This is a genomic window from Pseudomonas sp. Root562, from assembly GCF_001427125.1.
Classification (GTDB): Bacteria; Pseudomonadota; Gammaproteobacteria; order Pseudomonadales; family Pseudomonadaceae; genus Aquipseudomonas.
Genome location: NZ_LMGK01000009.1, coordinates 69,457 through 84,783 on the forward strand (window position 1 = coordinate 69,457; position 15,327 = coordinate 84,783).

A 15,327-nucleotide genomic window follows, 5' to 3' on the forward strand; every position below is an offset into this window, starting at 1 on the left:
TCATACCTCTGTATGAATGGTTAAAACCAATACATCACCCCACTGAACCTGTGTAGGAGAGACGCCGCACCGGTGTGCGCCGTACATTGATCCCACGCATTCGGTCCGCGGACAAACGTCCTGCACCGCTAGTCAAATGATCGCGACAACCGATCATTTTCCCGAAGCAACACCCCGGCGTCTCTTCCCGATCACACGGCCGGGTTTTCTGCGCCCGCATACTCGTTATGCGGGCGCTTTTTTTTGACATAAAGGTGATCCATGGGTGAATACCGCAAATTATGGTGGTCGCTGATTGGCGTCCTCGGCGTGACCTTCTGCCTGCTCGGCTGGTTCGGCCACGAGATTTACCGGCAGGCGCCACCGATCCCGGAAACTGTACAAAGCGTCGAGGGCAAAACCCTGTTTCGTGCCAGCGACATCCTCGACGGCCAGACGGCCTGGCAGGGCATCGGTGGCATGCAGCTGGGCTCGATCTGGGGCCATGGTGCCTATCAGGCGCCGGACTGGACCGCCGACTGGCTGCACCGCGAACTGCTCACCTGGCTCGACCTGGCGGCGCAGCAGAATTATGGCAAGCCTTACCAGCAAATCGATGATGATCAGCAGGCGCTGCTGCGTCATCAACTCAAACGCGAATACCGCGGCAATCGACTGGTTGACGGCACACTGGTGCTCAGCGATCGCCGCATCCAGGCCATCGCGCACACCGCCGAGTATTACCATGCCCTTTTCGGCAATGACCCGGCGCTGCATCACAGCCGCGAAAGCTTTGCCATGAAAGAAAACACCCTGCCCGATAGCGCCCGGCGCCAGCAGCTCACGCGCTTTTTCTTCTGGACGGCCTGGGCTGCCGCCACCGAGCGCGAAGGCCAAAGCGCGACATTCACCAACAACTGGCCCCACGAGCCGCTGATCGACAACCACCCGACCGCCGAAAACATGGTCTGGTCCATCGTCAGCATCGTCGTACTGCTGGCGGGTATCGGTTTTCTGGTCTGGGGCTGGGCGTTTTTGCGCAACCACGACGAAGGCCAACCCAAGGTCCCGGCCCAGGACCCGCTGAGCCTGATCAGACTCACGCCTTCGCAAAAAGCCCTGGGCAAATACCTGTTGCTGGTCGGAGCGCTGTTCGGTTTTCAGGTGCTGATGGGTGGCGCGACCGCGCACTACACAGTCGAAGGCCAGGATTTCTACGGACTGCCGCTGTCGAAATGGTTTCCGTACTCACTGACCCGAACCTGGCATTTGCAAAGTGCTATGTTCTGGATCGCCACTGGTTTCCTCGCGGCGGGGCTGTTTCTGGCGCCGTTCATCAATGGCGGCAAAGACCCCAAATGGCAGAAGCTCGGAGTGGACGTGCTGTTTTGGGCGCTGGTGTTGGTGGTCGTGGGTTCCTATGCCGGCAACTTCCTCGCCATCGCCCAATTGATGCCGGCGCAATGGAGCTTCTGGCTGGGGCACCAGGGTTACGAATACGTTGATCTGGGCCGTCTGTGGCAGATCGCCAAGTTCGCCGGGATCGTGTTCTGGCTGGTGCTGATGTTGCGCGCAATGGTGCCCGCCTTGCGTCAGCCGGGCGATAAAAACCTGTTGGCTCTGCTGGCCGCGTCGGTGGTGGCGATCGGTCTGTTCTATGGCGCTGGCCTGTTCTATGGTGAGCGCACCCATCTGTCGGTCATGGAGTACTGGCGCTGGTGGGTCGTGCACCTGTGGGTCGAAGGCTTCTTCGAAGTGTTCGCCACCACCGCCCTGGCCTTCATTTTCACCAGCATGGGACTGGTCTCGAAACGCCTGGCCACCACCGCCACCCTCGGCTCGGCCTCACTGTTCATGCTCGGTGGTGTACCCGGTACGTTCCACCACATCTACTTCGCCGGGACCACTACGCCGGTGATGGCGGTCGGCGCAACCTTCAGCGCCCTGGAAGTGGTACCGCTGATTTTGCTCGGACATGAAGCCTGGGAAAACTGGCGCCTGAAGGAACGCGCGCCGTGGATGGCCCGGCTGCGCTGGCCGTTGCAGTTCTTCATCGCCACCGCGTTCTGGAACATGCTCGGTGCCGGGGTGTTCGGCTTCCTGATCAACCCGCCGATTGCGCTGTATTACATTCAGGGCCTGAACACCACGCCGCTGCATGCCCATGCGGCGTTGTTCGGGGTTTATGGCTCGTTGGCACTGGGCTTCAGCCTGCTGATCCTGCGTTACCTGCGACCGAACCTGCAGTTCAACGATCGACTGATGAACACCGGTTTCTGGTGGCTCAACGGCGGGCTGATGCTGATGATCGTTACCAGCCTGTTGCCGATTGGCATCCTGCAGTTTTACGCCAGCGCCAGCCAAGGGCTGTGGTACGCCCGGAGCGAAGCGTTCATGCAGCAAGACCTGCTGCAAACCCTGCGTTGGGTGCGTACGTTCGGCGATGTCGTGTTTCTGGTCGGCGCGTTTGCGCTGATCTGGCAGATCGCTGGCGGCTTGCTGTTTTCGTCGCGCCATCCCCGTGGAATCGAAGCAGCGGCAGTCAAGGGCCAACGTTAAATTGCAGGCAGTAAAAAGGGCGCCGTTGGCGCCCTTTCCTGTTGCTCTGGATTAGTGTTGCAGAGCCGGTTTTTGCGTCCCGTTGATCGGGATACGCTTGGCTTTCGCCTCTTCTGGCACTACCCGCAGCAAGTCGATGCTCAACAGACCGTTGCTCAGGCCAGCGGATTTGATCTCGATGTGGTCCGCCAGACGGAACGACAATTTGAAGGCCCGCTGGGCGATGCCTTGGTGCAGGAAGGTCACGCCTTCGTTGCCGTCACGTTTGCCGCCACTGATGGTCAGCACACCCTTCTCGACTTGCAGCTCCAGGTCTTCTTCCTGGAAACCCGCCGCGGCCACGACGATGCGGTATTGGTCGTCGCCGTGTTTTTCCACATTGTAGGGTGGATAGCTGCTGCCTGGCTCGTTACGCAGGGCGGTTTCAAACAGGTCGTTGAAACGGTCGAAGCCAACCGAGGAACGGAACAGAGGCGCCAGGGAAAATGCAGTAGTCATAATTCAAATCTCCTGAAAACAATCAGCAAGGTTTTGTGTCTCCGCGACCCGAATTCGGCATCGCGTAACCCATACATAGGGACCACTGATTGCTTTTCAAGAGCGCATTTTCTGCTTTTTTAATAAAGAGCTTCAGGCCGCTTCGGCCACCGGCAAACCCAGCAAGCGCGATACGTTATCGAGTTCGGTCTCACGACGCAGCACCGTGAACAGCTCGACAGCCTCGGGATAATTGCGCGTCAACATCGCCAGCCATTGCTTCAAGCGGCCCGGGGATTGCCGAGCCGTCATCTGCGCCTTGGCTTGCAACCAGAAATCCTGGATCAACGGCAACAGCTCGGTCCAGGTCATTTCCACGATCTCTTCACCCGCTCGTGCGGCGGCGATTTGCCTGGCCAGATCGGGACGCGAAACCAGACCCCGACCGAGCATGATGTCTTCCACACCGCTGATTTCGCGGCAACGGCGCCAGTCGTCGACGCTCCAGATATCACCGTTGGCGAACACCGGCACCTTGACCACGTCCTGCACCCGCGGAATCCACTCCCAGTGCGCTGGCGGCTTGTAGCCATCCACTTTGGTCCGGGCATGCACCACGATGTGTTCCGCCCCGCCTTCGGCCAGCGCCGTGGCGCAAACCAGCGAGCCGTCCGGGCTGTCGAAACCCAGGCGCATTTTCGCGGTAACAGGAATGTGCGCCGGAACGGCACGACGGACATGCTCGACGATCCGGTTCAGAAGCTCGGGCTCTTTGAGCAGCACCGCACCGCCACGGGATTTGTTCACGGTCTTGGCCGGGCAACCAAAGTTCAGGTCGATCACCTCGGAACCCAGCTCACAGGCCAGTGCGGCGTTTTCCGCCAGGCATACAGGGTCGGAACCGAGCAGTTGCACACGCAGCGGTACACCGGAGGCCGTGCGGGCGCCGTTGAGCAGCTCTGGGCCGAACTTGTGGAAATAGGCCGGCGTGAGCAACTGATCGTTGACCCGAATGAACTCGGTCACACACCAATCGATGCCACCCACTCGGGTCAGCACGTCGCGCAGGATGTCGTCGACCAACCCCTCCATGGGCGCCAAAGCAATTTGCATGAAAAAACACACTCAACGAAAAAACGTGCGGCAGTTTACTGGATTATCGAGCGAAAGACTTGCCACACAGTCTTGTCAAATCAGGACCTGTAAGGCCGGGCCATAGCCTTCGATGAACTCGGCCGGCATGCGCTTGGGCTTGCCGCTGGACAGCTCAATGCAGACGAAGGTGGTTTGCGCCCGCAACAAGGTCGAATTGTCACTTGGACGCTTGAGCTGGAAATGCCGGGTCATTTTGAGGCGCTGATCCCAATCGACGATCCAGGTCGCCAATTGCAACTCATCACCTTCATAGGCGGCAGCCAGGTAATCAATTTCGTGCCGTACCACTGCCATGGCCCGGTCCAGGCGACGGTATTCGACCAGATCCAGACCAAGGCGCTGGGAATGGCGCCAGGCACAGCGTTCGAGCCAGGTCACGTACACCGCATTATTGGCGTGGCCCAAACCGTCAATGTCCTCGGCGCCCACTTGCAAATCAATGATGAACGGCGTTGCCCGATCCCAGCCCATGCCCCACTCCCGGTCAGATTATTTCGACCGGGGCAGTGTAACGGAAGCTCAGGCCGATTGGCGCGATTGCAGGCTGCGACCGGCCAGCAGTGATAACACGCCATCAATCACCCGAGGGTCGGCCAGCACTCGCTGATGACCGCCCTCCGGCAAGCGCAGCAAGCGACTGTCGAACCAGGCTTCGTGGATCAGCTGCGACTCCCTGACCGAGACAAAGTCGTCGTCTTCGGCGTGAACGATCAGGCCAGGCATGTCGAGTTGATAGTGGGCGACATCCAGCATCGCAGCGCGCATCCCGACATCTTTCTCGACTTGGCGAATAAACGCCGAACGGGCTTTGGGCGGCAGGCCCACATACCGGGCAAATCCGCGCAACACGCCAAGAATGCGAGCCGGAGCGCCAATGGTGACCAGCGTTTCGGTGCGCAAGCCCAGTTGCACCGCAAGCATGGCACTGGCGCCGCCCATTGAATGCCCGATGACGGCCTGCAACGGCGGCAGCTCGGCGGCCGCTTCCAGCATGGCGCGGGCGAACAACACGACGTTCGCTTCACTGCCGGGTGAGCGACCGTGGGCCGGACCATCCAGGGCGACCACCGAGTAACCGGCGTCGACCAGCGCAGTAATCAAACTGGCGAACTGTGTCGGCCGCCCTTCCCAGCCGTGCATCAGCAATACCGCTGGGCCTTGCCCCCAACGCAACGCCGACAGGCCAAACCGCAAGGTAATCCGCTCGGACCTCGCCAGCAGCGGAAGCTCCCAATCACGGGGCGGCAAATCCCTTGGCGTCATGAACGCCAGTCGCATCTTGCTTGCCACCAGTTTCGGTGCAAACCAACCCAAGGTGCCATTCACGCCACGAACCCACTTCAACGTGCTCATCGCATTCTCCCCAGGCCGCAGCCTTCAGGTCACAGCACCGCTGATTTGGCGGCGCGAAGTAAACGATCGGACAACTCTCCCGGCCCCAGCGCCCGCGCCAGAGCCAGACCTCCCACCATCAACGCCATATCAGCCAGGGCCTTGTCGGTGTCTTCCGGGCTGGCCGCCAACTGCGCGACCATCATTTCCACGTGTTCATTCAGGGCGATTCGAAATGCTTCCGGCAGTCGCCCCAGCTCACCGACGGACGCCGGGATCGGGCACGCCGATTCCGACGAGTCCCGGTGTTTGCGCGACAGATAAAACGCCGCCACCAACGCGCGACGCTCTTCACCGGTCAATTCGGCATCCATATCGGCAATCAGGCCTCGGCGATGACCGAGCAACTGCTTGAACGCCTCCAGCATCATTGCGTCCTTGCTTTCGAAGTGCGCATAGAAGCCGCCAACCGTCAGACCGGCCGCCCCCATCACTTCACCCACGCTCGGTTCGGCCGGGCCACGCTGAATCAGCGCTGCACTGGCGGCCTTGAGAATGCGTTCGCGGGTTTGAGCTTTTTTATCGTTCATCGTTGCCTCCGAATATTACGATTAGAATATTATTCTCATAATAATATTCTGCAAGTGGTGGATGTGACCGCTGGTCTGAAGAACAGTTTGAAAGAATTGGGGAGATTTGGCCAAACGCCAGACAAACAAAAGGGCCATTCAATAATTGAATGACCCTTATAAAATCCCGCAGAGCGGGTAATCGTGGCGTCCCCTAGGGGACTCGAACCCCTGTTACCGCCGTGAAAGGGCGGTGTCCTAGGCCACTAGACGAAGGGGACACAAACCCTTCTATACAACTGATCAGTGCTGAGAGCTGATCGATTCAAGGCCGGTGTGGCCAGACCTTGAACTGTAAAATTGGTGGAGCTAAGCGGGATCGAACCGCTGACCTCCTGCATGCCATGCAGGCGCTCTCCCAGCTGAGCTATAGCCCCGGATTTTTCGCCTCGCGGCGGAGTGACATCTTTCAACATCACTTCTGTGAAACTGGCGTCCCCTAGGGGACTCGAACCCCTGTTACCGCCGTGAAAGGGCGGTGTCCTAGGCCACTAGACGAAGGGGACGCAAACCCTTCTATACAACTGATCAACGCTGAGTGTTGATCGCTTCAAGACCGGTGTGGCCAGGCCTTGAAGTGTAAATTGGTGGAGCTAGACGGGATCGAACCGTCGACCTCTTGCATGCCATGCAAGCGCTCTCCCAGCTGAGCTATAGCCCCTCATCGTTGATGTCATCGCTGAGGACGGGGCGAATCTTAAGGGCGTATCGGAAGCCTGTCAAACTTATTTTTCAAAAAAATTAAAATTTTTTGCCGACATAACAACCACTTACCGCCCTCCCCCCGAAAATCCGGGGGAAGCGCCGAAGATCTGGATCAAAAGATCGCGGCCTTCGGCAGCCCCTGCAGAGTCAAACGCAATCAGGCAATAGCGCCCAAGAGCTTTTCCCACTCCTTGTTTTCTTTCTTCGACACGCCACCGAGCAGGTCAATGGCCTGGCGCAGACGGAAACGGGTCAGGTCAGGTCCGAGGATTTCCATCGCATCGAGCACCGATACCGAACTGGCCTGACCGGTAATCGCAGCGAACATCAGCGGCATGGCGTCACGCAGCTTCAGCTCCAGGGACTCGACCACGGCCTGAATGGTCGCGGTGATGTTGTCCTTCTCCCACTGACGCAGACTTTCGAGCTTCCAGAGGATCAACTGCATCAACTGCCGAACCTGATCACCCGACAGCTTTTTCGATTCAAACAGTTTGGCATCCGGGTTGACACCACCGGCAAAGAAGAACCCCGCCAGCGGTGCGACTTGACTGAAGGTTTCAACCCGGCCCTGCACGTGCGGGGCAATCTTCATCATGTATTCGGAGTTGAATGCCCACTTCTGCACGCGCGCGGCGAACTCTTCCACCGGCAGGTCACGCAGCCATTGGCCGTTTAGCCACGACAATTTTTCGATGTCGAAAATCGGCCCGCCAAGGGAAACGCGCTTCAGATCGAAATTGTCGACCATCTCCTGCAACGAGAACTTTTCACGCTCGTCAGGCATCGACCAGCCCATGCGTCCCAGATAGTTGAGCATTGCCTCAGGCATGAAGCCCATGCGCTCGTAGAAAGTCACCGAAGTCGGGTTCTTGCGCTTGGACAGCTTGCTCTTGTCCGGGTTACGCAGCAGCGGCATGTAGCACAGCTCCGGTTGTTCCCAGCCGAAGTATTCGTAAAGCAGGATCAGCTTCGGAGCCGACGGCAGCCACTCTTCGCCGCGCAGTACGTGGGTGATGCCCATCAGGTGATCGTCGACCACGTTGGCCAGGAAGTACGTCGGCAAGCCGTCGGTCTTCATCAGGACCTGCATGTCCATGCGGTCCCACGGGATTTCAACGTCGCCACGCAGCATGTCCGGCACCACGCAGACGCCTTCGCTCGGCACCTTCATGCGGATCACATGCGGCTCGCCGGCAGCGAGGCGGCGCGCCACTTCTTCTTTGGACAGCAACAGTGCACGGCCGTCGTAACGCGGGGTTTCGCCACGCGCCATCTGCTCGGCGCGCATCTGGTCCAGCTCTTCGGCGGTGCAGAAGCACGGGAAGGCATGGCCCATGTCGACCAGTTGCTGGCAATACTTCTGATAAATATCACCGCGCTCGCTTTGCCGGTATGGACCGTGCGGGCCGCCGACGTCCGGGCCTTCGCTCCAGTCGATCCCCAGCCAGCGCAGGGCGTCGAAAATCTGCTGTTCGGACTCGCGGGTCGAGCGCAACTGGTCGGTGTCTTCGATCCGCAGGATGAACTCACCGCCATGCTGCTTGGCAAAGCAGTAATTGAACAATGCGATGTAAGCGGTACCTACATGGGGGTCCCCGGTAGGCGATGGCGCGATGCGCGTGCGGACGGTGGTCATGGCAAGTCTCGAAAAGAAGATCAAACAAAGGGCGAATGGTAACAGGCGACACCCGTCCCGCTCCAGCGAACAGGGCATTTAAGCCAAGGTTGCGACTACAACGCCGGTACGGTGCGGTGAATGGCCGAATATCAGCCACCGCCATTTACCGTTTATCGGCTGTATGCCAGATTCACCTGCTGATAACTTTTCTTACATATTCTCGACTACAGTTTGCCCCATGCCTGCCCAACTCAAGCGTCGCCTTTCCATTTTCCTGCTGATCGTCCTGCTGATTGCCGGGGGTTTCTTTGCCCAGTGGTTCTTCAAGGGACGGTTTTATGAAAGCACTGACAACGCCTATGTGCAGGGCGAAATCACCCGTGTGTCGAGCCAATTGGGCGCGCGCATCGATCAAGTGCTGGTGCAGGACAACCAGCACGTCGAGAAAGGCCAACTACTGATCCGCCTCGAAGGCGATGACTTCCGCCTCGCTGTCGACCGCGCCAACGCGACCCTCGCCACCCGGCAAGCCGAACGCCTGCAAGCCCAGAGCAAGCTGACCCAGCAAGCCAGCCTGATCGCCGCCAGCGATGCGCAAGTCGCCTCCAGCCAAGCCAGCCTCGGCCGCTCGCAGATTGACCTGAACCGCGCCGAAACCTTGCGCAAACCGGGTTATGTCTCGGAAGAGCGCGTGACCACCCTCTCCGCCGACAACCACATTGCCCGCTCGCAACTGGCCAAGGCCCAAGCGGACGCCCAGGGTCAGCGCCAGCAGATCAACGCACTGAACGCCGAAATCAAACGCCTCGACGCACAGATCGCCAACGCCAGGACCGACCTGGCCCAGGCCGAACTGAACCTGACCCGCAGCGACATTCACGCGCCCATCAGCGGCCTGATCGGCCAGCGTGCCGCGCGCAATGGCCAATATGTGCAGGCCGGCGCTTACCTGCTGTCGATCGTGCCGGATGAAGACATCTGGATTCAGGCCAATTTCAAGGAAACCCAGATTGGCCACATGCAGCCCGGGCAGAAAGCCGAACTGATCTTCGATGCCTACGGTGACACGCCGATCGAAGCGCGGGTCGACAGCCTGTTCGCGGCCTCGGGCGCACAGTTCAGCCTGTTGCCACCGGACAATGCCACGGGCAACTTCACCAAAGTCGTACAGCGGATCCCGGTCAAGCTGACGTTCGCCGTCGACAATCCGCTGCGCGGCAAGATTCGCCCGGGCATGTCGGTCACCGCCAAGGTGAACATCAAGGACACCCCGGAACACGTCAGCGCCAGCTTGAGCAGCAAAGACGCCGCTGACGATGGCCGGTGATCAACTGATCCGCCCGGTCGGGGAACCGACGCGGCGGGACTGGATTGCGGTGATGAGCGTGATGCTCGGCGCGTTCATGGCGGTGCTGGACATCCAGATCACCAACTCGTCGCTCAAGGACATTCAGGGTGCACTGTCGGCCACCCTGGAAGAAGGCTCGTGGATTTCCACCTCGTACCTGGTGGCGGAAATCATCATGATCCCGCTCACCGCCTGGCTCGTGCAGTTGCTTTCGGCGCGGCGTCTGGCGGTGTGGGTGTCCCTCGGTTTCCTGGTCGCTTCCCTGCTGTGCTCCATGGCGTGGAGCCTGGAAAGCATGATTGTCTTCCGCGCCCTGCAGGGGTTCACCGGTGGCGCGCTGATTCCGCTGGCCTTCACTCTCACACTGATCAAACTCCCGGAGCATCACCGCGCCAAAGGCATGGCCATGTTCGCCATGACCGCCACCTTCGCGCCCTCCATCGGCCCGACGCTTGGCGGTTGGCTGACAGAGAATTGGGGTTGGGAATACATCTTCTACATCAACATTCCGCCCGGACTGATCATGATTGCCGGCTTGATGTACGGCCTGGAAAAGAAAGAAGCGCATTGGGAACTGCTGAAAAGCACCGACTACGCCGGCATTGTCACACTGGGTGTGGGACTGGGCTGTCTGCAGGTGTTTCTGGAAGAAGGCCATCGCAAGGACTGGCTTGAGTCGGATCTGATCGTGACGCTGGGCAGCATCGCCCTGATCAGTCTGATCACCTTTGTGATCGTGCAGTTTTCCAAACCCAATCCGCTGATCAACCTCGGTATCCTCGGCAATCGCAATTTCGGCTTATCGAGCATTTCCAGTATCGGGATGGGGGTTGGCCTGTATGGCTCGATCTACCTGTTGCCGCTGTACCTGGCGCAGATCCAGAACTACAACGCACTGCAGATCGGTGAAGTGATCATGTGGATGGGTGTGCCGCAACTGTTTCTGATTCCGCTGGTGCCCAAGCTGATGAAATACGTCTCGCCGAAATGGCTGTGCACGCTGGGTTTCGGTTTGTTCGGCCTGGCGAGCTTCTCTTCAGGCGTATTGAATCCGGATTTCGCCGGGCCGCAGTTCAATCAGATCCAGATCATCCGCGCCCTGGGCCAGCCATTGATCATGGTCACCATTTCGCTGATCGCCACTGCCTACATTCTTCCGCAGGACGCCGGGTCCGCGTCGAGCCTGTTCAACATCCTGCGCAATCTCGGCGGGGCCATTGGCATCGCCCTCCTCGCCACGCTGCTGGATGCCAGGACCAAGACCTATTTTGATTACTTGCGCGAGGCGATAGTGCCGACCAACCCGCAAGTGGCGGAGCGGTTGGCGTCACTGACAGACCGGTTTGGCAGCGAGGCTGCGGCGCTGGGCAAGCTCAGTGAGATCGCCCATCAGCAGGCGTCGATCATGGCGTACAACGATGCGTTTCACTTTGTCGGGATTGCGCTGGGAATCAGCATGCTGGCGGTGTTGCTGACCCGGAAATTACCCGAGGGGTTGAAGGCTGGCGAGGCGCATTGAGATCGAGGCGCGGCCTTCGCGGGCAAGCCTCGCACCTACAGTTCTTGCGGCGCCCACAGGACGACACAAACCTGTAGGAGCGAGGCTTGCCCGCGAAGGGGCCTGTACAGACACCACAAAGAAACTCAAACGGTAATCAAGCGCTCCCGCAACTTGCCAATTTCATCGCGCATCTGCGCCGCGGCTTCGAATTCCAGATCACGCGCCAATGCATACATTTTCTCTTCCAGAGCCTTGATGCGCTTGGCGATCTCCCCTGGTGTACGCAATTCCGCCTCGTATCTGGCGTTTTCTTCGGCCGCCTTGGCCATGCCCTTGCGCTTTTTGCTGCGCGAACCTGGCACGGTGGCGCCTTCCATGATGTCGGCGACATCCTTGAACACGCCTTTGGGCGTGATGCCATGCGCCAGGTTGAAGGCGATCTGCTTGTCGCGACGACGTTCGGTTTCCCCGATCGCCCGCTCCATGGACCCGGTAATCCGGTCGGCATACAAAATCGCCCGACCGTTGAGGTTACGCGCTGCCCGACCGATGGTCTGGATCAGCGAGCGCTCGGAACGCAGGAATCCTTCCTTGTCGGCGTCGAGAATCGCCACCAGCGACACCTCAGGCATGTCCAGACCTTCGCGCAGCAGGTTGATCCCCACCAGCACGTCAAAAGTGCCCAGGCGCAGATCACGGATGATTTCGACCCGCTCTACGGTGTCGATGTCCGAGTGCAGGTAGCGCACGCGCACGCCATGATCGGCCAGGTAGTCGGTCAAGTCTTCGGCCATGCGCTTGGTCAGCGTGGTGACCAGCACGCGCTCTTCCAGGGCAACGCGCTTGGTGATTTCCGAGAGCAAGTCATCGACCTGAGTCAGTGCCGGGCGGATTTCAATTTGCGGATCCACCAACCCGGTCGGCCGCACCACCATGTCGATGACGCGCCCGGCGTGCTCGGCTTCATAATTGCCCGGGGTCGCCGAGACGAAGATCGTCTGCGGGCTGATGGCCTCCCATTCATCGAAACGCATCGGCCGGTTGTCCAGCGCCGATGGCAGGCGAAAACCGTATTCCACCAGTGTTTCTTTACGCGAGCGGTCACCCTTATACATCGCGCCAACTTGCGGCACGCTGACGTGGGATTCGTCGATCACCAGCAAGGCATCGGCCGGCAGGTAATCGTAGAGGGTCGGTGGTGGCGCGCCGGCTTCACGGCCGGACAGATAGCGCGAGTAGTTTTCGATGCCATTGCAGTAACCCAATTCGAGGATCATCTCCAGGTCGAATCGGGTGCGTTGCTCCAGGCGCTGGGCTTCCACCAGTTTGTTGTTGGAGCGCAGGTATTCCAGGCGCTCCTTCAATTCGACCTTGATGCCTTCCACCGCGCCCATCAGGGTTTCCCTTGGCGTCACGTAGTGGCTTTTCGGATAGAAGGTGAAGCGCGGCAGTTTGCGGATCACTTCGCCGGTCAGCGGATCGAACGCCGACAGGCTTTCGACCTCGTCGTCAAACAGCTCGATGCGGATCGCTTCGAAATCCGATTCCGCCGGGTGGATATCGATCACGTCGCCACGTACGCGGAAGGTCGCACGGGCGAAATCCATGTCATTGCGGGTGTATTGCAAGTCAGCGAGGCGTCGCAGCAATTCGCGCTGATCGAGCCGATCGCCGCGATCCACATGCAGCACCATTTTCAGATAGGTTTCCGGGCTGCCCAGACCGTAGATGCACGACACCGTGGTGACGATGATCGCGTCCTTGCGCTCCAGCAACGCCTTGGTCGCGGACAGACGCATCTGTTCGATGTGGTCGTTGATCGAGGCGTCTTTCTCGATGAAGGTGTCCGACGATGGTACGTAAGCCTCGGGCTGGTAGTAGTCGTAATAGGAAACGAAGTACTCCACGGCATTGTTCGGGAAGAACGCCTTGAACTCGCCGTACAACTGCGCCGCCAGGGTCTTGTTCGGCGCCAGCACCAGCGTCGGACGCTGCACCTGCGCGATTACGTTGGCGATACTGAAGGTCTTGCCCGAACCAGTCACACCGAGCAATGTCTGGTGCGCCAACCCGGCTTCGATGCCCTCGACCATCAGGCGAATGGCTTCAGGCTGATCGCCGGCAGGTTCGAAACGGGTGACTAGCTGGAATTCAGACATGTAAAACCTCTGGGATCACGCTTGCCGGCAAAACCGGCACGAACGAGAAAGACCGCAAACGACCGATGTCGCCCGAGGAAAAAACTGGATTGCGCTCAATGTGGAGCCGATTGCCGTCGCTTTCAAGGCAAACGTCCTACATCGCGTAATGCTTTGGACGACACCAATCGACTAACGGTCGAAAAATAATCGGAAAAACTTAACGTAAAAGCCGATTCGTCTGTCGCCATCGATCGCAGATGGCCTCTATACTAGCTCCCCGTTTGTGCACCGCTCTAGTGCATTCGGCTGGAGCGCGACACGTCCCTCCATTCTCCATTCAGAGCCGCCGCAAAAATGAGCCTGTTCTCCGCTGTCGAAATGGCACCACGCGATCCAATCCTGGGCCTCAACGAAGCATTCAACGCCGATACCCGTACCAACAAGGTCAACCTGGGAGTCGGTGTTTATTGCAACGAGGAGGGGAAAATTCCACTCCTGCGCGCCGTTGTCGAAGCCGAAACCATTCGCGTCGCTCAACACGCTTCCCGGGGCTACTTGCCCATCGACGGCATCGCGGCCTACGACCAGGCTGTGCAAAAACTGCTGTTCGGCAATGATTCGCCGCTGATCGCTGCCGGTCGCGTCATCACCACTCAGGCTGTGGGTGGTACCGGTGCACTGAAAATCGGTGCCGACTTCCTCAAGCAACTGCTGCCGAACGCCGTCGTGGCAATCAGCGACCCGAGCTGGGAAAACCACCGCGCGCTGTTCGAAACCGCCGGTTTCCCGGTGCAGAACTACCGTTACTACGACGCCGCGACCCACGACGTGAACCGTGTGGGCCTGCTGGAAGACCTGAACGCCCTGCCAAACGGCTCGATCGTTGTGCTGCACGCCTGCTGCCACAACCCGACCGGTGTGGACCTGAGCCCGGCGGACTGGAAAAACGTCCTGGAAGTGGTCAAGGCCAAAGGCCACGTGCCTTTCCTCGATATGGCCTACCAAGGTTTTGGCGATGGCATCGACGAAGACGCCGCAGCCGTGCGCCTGTTTGCCGAATCGGGCCTGACCTTCTTCGTCTCCAGCTCGTTCTCCAAATCGTTCTCACTGTATGGCGAGCGCGTGGGTGCCCTGTCGATCGTCAGCGAATCGAAAGAAGAAAGCGCGCGCGTGCTGTCGCAAGTCAAGCGCGTGATCCGTACCAACTACTCCAACCCGCCGACCCATGGTGCGAGCATCGTTGCAGCCGTGTTGAACAGCCCGGAACTGCGCGCCCAGTGGGAAGCCGAACTGGCCGAAATGCGCCTGCGCATTCGCGGCATGCGCACCCAGATGGTCGAGACCCTGGCGAAAAACGCACCACAGCGCGATTTCAGCTTCGTCGGTCGTCAGCGCGGCATGTTTTCCTACTCCGGCCTGAGCGTTGAGCAGGTTCACCGTCTGCGCAACGAGTTCGGCATCTACGCCCTGGACACCGGTCGTATCTGCGTAGCTGCGTTGAACCAGAGCAACATCAAGGCTGTAACGGATGCGATTGTTCAGGTGATCTGAATCGCGCCGTGACACGAAAACGGGAAGCCTTTGGGCTTCCCGTTTTTTTGTTTGTGGCAGATAAATCTCAAAGCGGTGGCTGCGACCTCTAAACTCCACCCAAGTAAATTGTAGGAGCGAGCCTGCTCGCGATGGGTATCAACGATAACGCTGGCAACCTGACACCCAGCGATGTCCGCAGGTTCATCGCGAGCAGGCTCGCTCCTTGTATGTTGACCCTGAGTCCAAAGAGAGAGGTTACGCTCAAGGACTCATACAACAGCAAGTGCGTTTCTGGGGGGAGGCCGATCGCTCCTGAAGGCAGGATTTGCTCCTGACCTTGTCTGTAG

General features: G+C 59.2%; 11 protein-coding genes and 4 tRNA genes. 4 read left to right on the plus strand and 11 right to left on the minus strand.

Annotation, left to right across the window (positions count from 1 at the left end; all coding sequences use genetic code 11):
• The first annotated feature begins 261 nt into the window (after positions 1-261).
• The gene (locus ASD60_RS09275; protein ID WP_056853715.1) at positions 262-2,538 is read left to right on the plus strand and encodes a nitric-oxide reductase large subunit; all 2,277 of its coding nucleotides are present in this window, start codon (positions 262-264) and stop codon (positions 2,536-2,538) included.
• A gap of 51 nt (positions 2,539-2,589) precedes the next feature.
• On the opposite strand, the gene ASD60_RS09280 is transcribed toward ASD60_RS09275, so the two are convergent.
• The 10 genes from ASD60_RS09280 to gltX all read right to left on the minus strand — a co-directional run bounded on the left by ASD60_RS09280 (position 2,590) and on the right by gltX (position 8,475).
• The gene (locus ASD60_RS09280; RefSeq protein ID WP_056853716.1) at positions 2,590-3,036 is read right to left on the minus strand and encodes an Hsp20 family protein; all 447 of its coding nucleotides are present in this window, start codon (positions 3,034-3,036) and stop codon (positions 2,590-2,592) included.
• A 132-nt stretch (positions 3,037-3,168) separates the two neighbouring features.
• Positions 3,169-4,128, minus strand: coding sequence for a tRNA dihydrouridine synthase (locus ASD60_RS09285; RefSeq protein ID WP_056853717.1), 960 nt, complete (start codon positions 4,126-4,128; stop codon positions 3,169-3,171).
• 75 nt (positions 4,129-4,203) lie between these two features.
• Entirely contained in the window at positions 4,204-4,641 is a 438-nt protein-coding gene (locus ASD60_RS09290) for an acyl-CoA thioesterase (protein WP_056853718.1), read from the minus strand.
• Between the two features lie 48 nt (positions 4,642-4,689).
• Complete coding sequence (locus tag ASD60_RS09295) at positions 4,690-5,523, minus strand: alpha/beta fold hydrolase (protein WP_056853719.1); 834 nt, start codon at positions 5,521-5,523, stop codon at positions 4,690-4,692.
• 29 nt (positions 5,524-5,552) lie between these two features.
• Positions 5,553-6,092, minus strand: a complete 540-nt coding sequence (locus tag ASD60_RS09300) for a TetR/AcrR family transcriptional regulator (RefSeq protein WP_056853720.1) — start codon at positions 6,090-6,092, stop codon at positions 5,553-5,555.
• A gap of 184 nt (positions 6,093-6,276) precedes the next feature.
• A tRNA-Glu gene (locus ASD60_RS09305) sits at positions 6,277-6,352 on the minus strand.
• Between the two features lie 80 nt (positions 6,353-6,432).
• A tRNA-Ala gene (locus ASD60_RS09310) sits at positions 6,433-6,508 on the minus strand.
• 53 nt (positions 6,509-6,561) lie between these two features.
• A tRNA-Glu gene (locus ASD60_RS09315) sits at positions 6,562-6,637 on the minus strand.
• Between the two features lie 79 nt (positions 6,638-6,716).
• Positions 6,717-6,792: transfer RNA gene (locus tag ASD60_RS09320), tRNA-Ala, on the minus strand.
• A gap of 201 nt (positions 6,793-6,993) precedes the next feature.
• The gene (gene gltX, locus ASD60_RS09325; protein ID WP_056853721.1) at positions 6,994-8,475 is read right to left on the minus strand and encodes a glutamate--tRNA ligase; all 1,482 of its coding nucleotides are present in this window, start codon (positions 8,473-8,475) and stop codon (positions 6,994-6,996) included.
• 220 nt (positions 8,476-8,695) lie between these two features.
• Here gltX and ASD60_RS09330 point away from each other — a divergent pair, with 220 nt between their 5' ends.
• Together ASD60_RS09330 and ASD60_RS09335 are read left to right on the plus strand one after the other, a co-directional pair.
• A complete protein-coding gene (locus ASD60_RS09330; RefSeq protein WP_056853722.1) occupies positions 8,696-9,784 on the plus strand; it encodes an HlyD family secretion protein in 1,089 nt (362 codons plus the stop codon).
• A gap of 49 nt (positions 9,785-9,833) precedes the next feature.
• A complete protein-coding gene (locus ASD60_RS09335) occupies positions 9,834-11,324 on the plus strand; it encodes an MDR family MFS transporter (protein WP_177336562.1) in 1,491 nt (496 codons plus the stop codon).
• 125 nt (positions 11,325-11,449) lie between these two features.
• Here ASD60_RS09335 and uvrB read toward each other — a convergent pair whose 3' ends face one another.
• On the minus strand, positions 11,450-13,465 hold the full coding sequence (gene uvrB, locus ASD60_RS09340; protein ID WP_056853724.1) for an excinuclease ABC subunit UvrB: 2,016 nt from the start codon (positions 13,463-13,465) through the stop codon (positions 11,450-11,452).
• 336 nt (positions 13,466-13,801) lie between these two features.
• Here uvrB and ASD60_RS09345 point away from each other — a divergent pair, with 336 nt between their 5' ends.
• Positions 13,802-14,998, plus strand: a complete 1,197-nt coding sequence (locus ASD60_RS09345; protein WP_056853725.1) for an amino acid aminotransferase — start codon at positions 13,802-13,804, stop codon at positions 14,996-14,998.
• Positions 14,999-15,327: the final 329 nt, after the last annotated feature.